Annotated in this window: 3 protein-coding genes and 1 pseudogene; 3 read left to right on the top strand and 1 reads right to left on the bottom strand. The window is 62.6% G+C overall.

Translation table 11 applies throughout. From position 1 onward, the window contains the following. Both EN991_RS28585 and metF read left to right on the top strand, forming a co-directional pair. Positions 1–378: methyltransferase domain-containing protein (locus tag EN991_RS28585; RefSeq protein WP_127370001.1), on the top strand; the 378-nt coding region annotated here is incomplete at its 5' end. Then, complete coding sequence (gene metF, locus EN991_RS28580) at positions 375–1292, top strand: methylenetetrahydrofolate reductase [NAD(P)H] (RefSeq protein ID WP_024501484.1); 918 nt, start codon at positions 375–377, stop codon at positions 1290–1292. The genes EN991_RS28585 and metF, both read left to right, overlap by 4 nt. 438 nt (positions 1293–1730) lie before the next feature. Here metF and EN991_RS28575 read toward each other — a convergent pair whose 3' ends face one another. Then, the gene (locus EN991_RS28575; protein ID WP_127370000.1) at positions 1731–2648 is read right to left on the bottom strand and encodes a DMT family transporter; all 918 of its coding nucleotides are present in this window, start codon (positions 2646–2648) and stop codon (positions 1731–1733) included. Between the two features lie 208 nt (positions 2649–2856). On the opposite strand from EN991_RS28575, the pseudogene EN991_RS28570 reads away from it, so the two are divergent. Further along, positions 2857–3369, top strand: a pseudogene (locus EN991_RS28570) (ornithine decarboxylase); the annotation flags it as partial.

Below are 3369 nucleotides of genomic sequence, written 5' to 3'. Positions count from 1 at the left end.
CGCGATGCCTTCGATCTCGTCACCATCCATCAGGTGCTGCACTATCTCGACGATCCCGCCCGCGCCATCCACGAGGCGGCTCGGCTTTTGCGTCCGGCAGGACGCCTGGTCATCGTCGATTTCGCGCCGCATGCGCTGGAATTCCTGCGCGAGGAGCATGCGCATATGCGGCTCGGCTTTTCCGACCGGCAGATCGCCGACTGGTTTTCGGAAGCCGGCCTCGATCTCGAAGATGCCCAGGAGTTCGAGCCGCGCGGTGGCAATGAGGCGAGGCTCACCGTGAAACTCTGGCTCGGCCGCGATCGGCGCCTGCTGATTGCCGATCCTTCCAACGACACAAGGCAGGCCAAAGAGAACTCGATGGGGGAAATCGCATGAACCAGTTCCGCTTTTCCCGCCGCCCCGACATCGGCGACAAGGTCAGGGTTTCCTTCGAATTCTTCCCGCCGAAGACGGACGAGATGGAAGCGAGGCTGTGGGAGACGGTCACAAGGCTGGAGCCGCTGAAGCCGAAATTCGTCTCGGTGACTTACGGCGCCGGCGGCTCGACACGGGAGCGCACCGCGCGCACTGTAAAGCGCATCTTGACGGAAACCGGTATTCCTGCAGCGGCGCATCTGACCTGCGTCGGGGCAACGCGCGACGAGGTCGATGCGGTCATCCGGGATTACAAATCGATCGGCATCAACCGGTTCGTGGCGCTGCGCGGCGACCCGGCCTCCGGCGTCGGCGAGCCCTACCGGCCGCATCCCGGTGGCTACGAGAATGGCGCGGAACTGGTCGCCGGGCTCAAGACGATCGCGGATTTCGACATCTCCGTCGCGGCTTATCCGGAAAAGCATCCGCAAAGCCCCGATTTCGCCACCGACATCGAGATGCTGAAGCGCAAGGTCGACAATGGCGCGACGCGGGCGATCACCCAGTTCTTCTTCGACAACGATCTCTACGAGCGCTATGTCGAGCGCGTTCGCCGCGCCGGCATCTACATCCCGATCGTGCCGGGCATCCAGCCGGTTCACAGTTTCAAGCAGGTCGCGAACTTTTCCGCGAGGGCGGGCGCGCATGTGCCCGGCTGGCTGGCGGAGCGTTTCGAAGGCCTCGACAAGGACCCGCAGACGCATGCGCTGGTGGCATCGGCGGTGGCAGCCGAACAGGTCATGGACCTGGTCGAGCGCGGTGTCGGCGATTTCCACTTCTACACCATGAACCGCGCCGATCTGGTCTTTGCCATCTGCCATATGATCGGTATTCGCTCGCACGAGGCGGCGGCCGCCGGATCAGCCGCGGCATGAGGTCGGGCTCAACAACAAAAGGCCGGGAAAACCCGGCCTTTTGAATTGGTTGGACTATTTGGGTGCTGGTCTTCCCCGCTTTGGCGGTCAGGGAAGGAAGCCCATAATGAGGGCTCCGATAAAGGCGAACGCAGCACAGATCATCAATGCGTTGATAGGCCTCGTAAGTCCCATGACATAGCCTCCTCTTAAAGAGCTATGTCATGGAGTCTAGGTTCATTTGTGCCACAGGCAAGCGGAAAATGTGCTGCATTGCGACGTGATTGTGAAATCCGCGACATGTCTTTTGCCGTTAGGCTTTGAAACTCCTAGGCAAATACCGACTTCAGACCTGTGAATAAAATGTGGCCGGCTCGTGTCGCTGCCGTGTCATGGCAGCGCTACCGCCGCGAAAGTCGAATTCGACTTTCGCGGCGATGTGGGGGTTCAAAGGACGCGCTAACGTCTTCCAAGGACGCGCCCGTCGATGGTGATGAGGCCGAGCGCGATCAGCACCCCCCCGCCGATTTCGAACAGCTCCAGCCGCTCGCCTAGGAACAGGAAGCCGAGCAGCATGGCACTGGCCGGCACGACAAGCGTGACCAGCGAGGCGTTGGTAGCGCCCGCCGAGGCGACGAGGTTGAAATAGAGGATGTAGGCGACGGCTGTGGACAGAAGTGCCAGCGCCAGCACCGCCGCCCATACCGGCGGCGAGGCCGAGAACACGCCGGATGGGCCGTAGGTGAAGAGCACGATCGGGATCATGATGATGGTCGAAGCGGTCAACTGCCCGGTGGCGACGACCGGCGAGGGCACGCCCTTGAAGCGGCGGGCGACCATCAGCGCAATGCCATAGGACAGCGAAGCGCCGATCAGCGCGAATTTGGCCCAGACCGGGCCGCCAAGCCCGGAAAGCAGGCCGGGGCCGATCATGACGGCCGTACCGGCGATGCCGAGCGCAATGCCGGCGAGCTTGTTCCAGGAGAGCTTTTCGTCCGATGTCAGCGCATTGGCGAGGATCAGCGTCCAGAACGGCGTCGTGGCGTTGAGCACCGAGGCGACGCCGGCGCCAAGCTCCGTCTGGCCGGCGAAGATCAGCGAAAAGGGCACGACATTGTTGGTGAGCGCCAGCAGGAAGAACAGGCCTGCATGCGGAAGTGCGAGGCGGAAGGACGGACCGCGCAGGCCGAGATAGATCTGCAGCGCGATCGCGGCGATGGCGACGCGAAACAGCACCAGCACCAGCGGGGGGAGTTCGGCCACCGCGATGCGGGCAAAGAAGAACGAGCCGCCCCAGATCGCGCCGAGCAGCAGGAGCTGCCCCCAGTCCTTGAGCACCATCGGCCCGCGCGGTGCTGATGTCGCGGCTATTGCCATGTGAGTCGCCCTCCCAGACGGCCTGAATGCCAGTCAGTCAGGCAGAAGCCATATCGGACTCAGTGACAAGAGCCACCCGAAACCTGATCGCTGGCAAACGTTGCTGGCAAAGACCTAGCGCCCCAGCGTCAGCCGCACGAGACACAGAATTGTTTTCATTAGCCGCTAGCTTGGATTAATTGTGCGCAGCCGAAGTGAGGATTCGTCCATGCAGCGATTCGAGAATGCCCGCGAGGCGGCACTGGCGCTTCGTCCGGACGATCCGGTCTATTGCTTCCGCCCGCAAGTGCTGATGGCGGATGCCAGGCAGTTCATGGGCATGTTCCCCGGCAAGACCGCCTATGCGGTCAAGACCAATGGCGAGCAGATCGTGCTGAAGACGCTGGTCGAAGCCGGCGTCAAGGCTTTCGACGTCGCTTCGCCGGGCGAGTTCGCCGCCGTACGTGCCGTTTCCCCCGATGCCGAGATGCTCTACATGCACCCGGTCAAGGCGCAGTCGGACATCAAGCTGGCGCTGGAGAAATACGCCATCCGCGTCATTTCGCTCGATCATGAGGACGAGATCACCAAGCTGACGCGAGTGGTGCGGGCTCTCGACATCGATCCGGGCTCGATCAGCGTGTTCGTGCGGGTGCAGACCAAGGGGCATGCCGCCTACGAACTGTCGAAGAAGTTCGGCGCCGGGCCGGCCTATGCCGTCGAGCTCGCGGAGCGGCTGAAC

This window comes from Mesorhizobium sp. M7A.F.Ca.US.005.03.2.1, from assembly GCF_003997795.1.
Taxonomy (GTDB): Bacteria; Pseudomonadota; Alphaproteobacteria; order Rhizobiales; family Rhizobiaceae; genus Mesorhizobium; species Mesorhizobium ciceri.
Note: the sequence above shows the minus strand (reverse complement) of the source record. Positions and strands in the feature narration are given on the sequence as shown.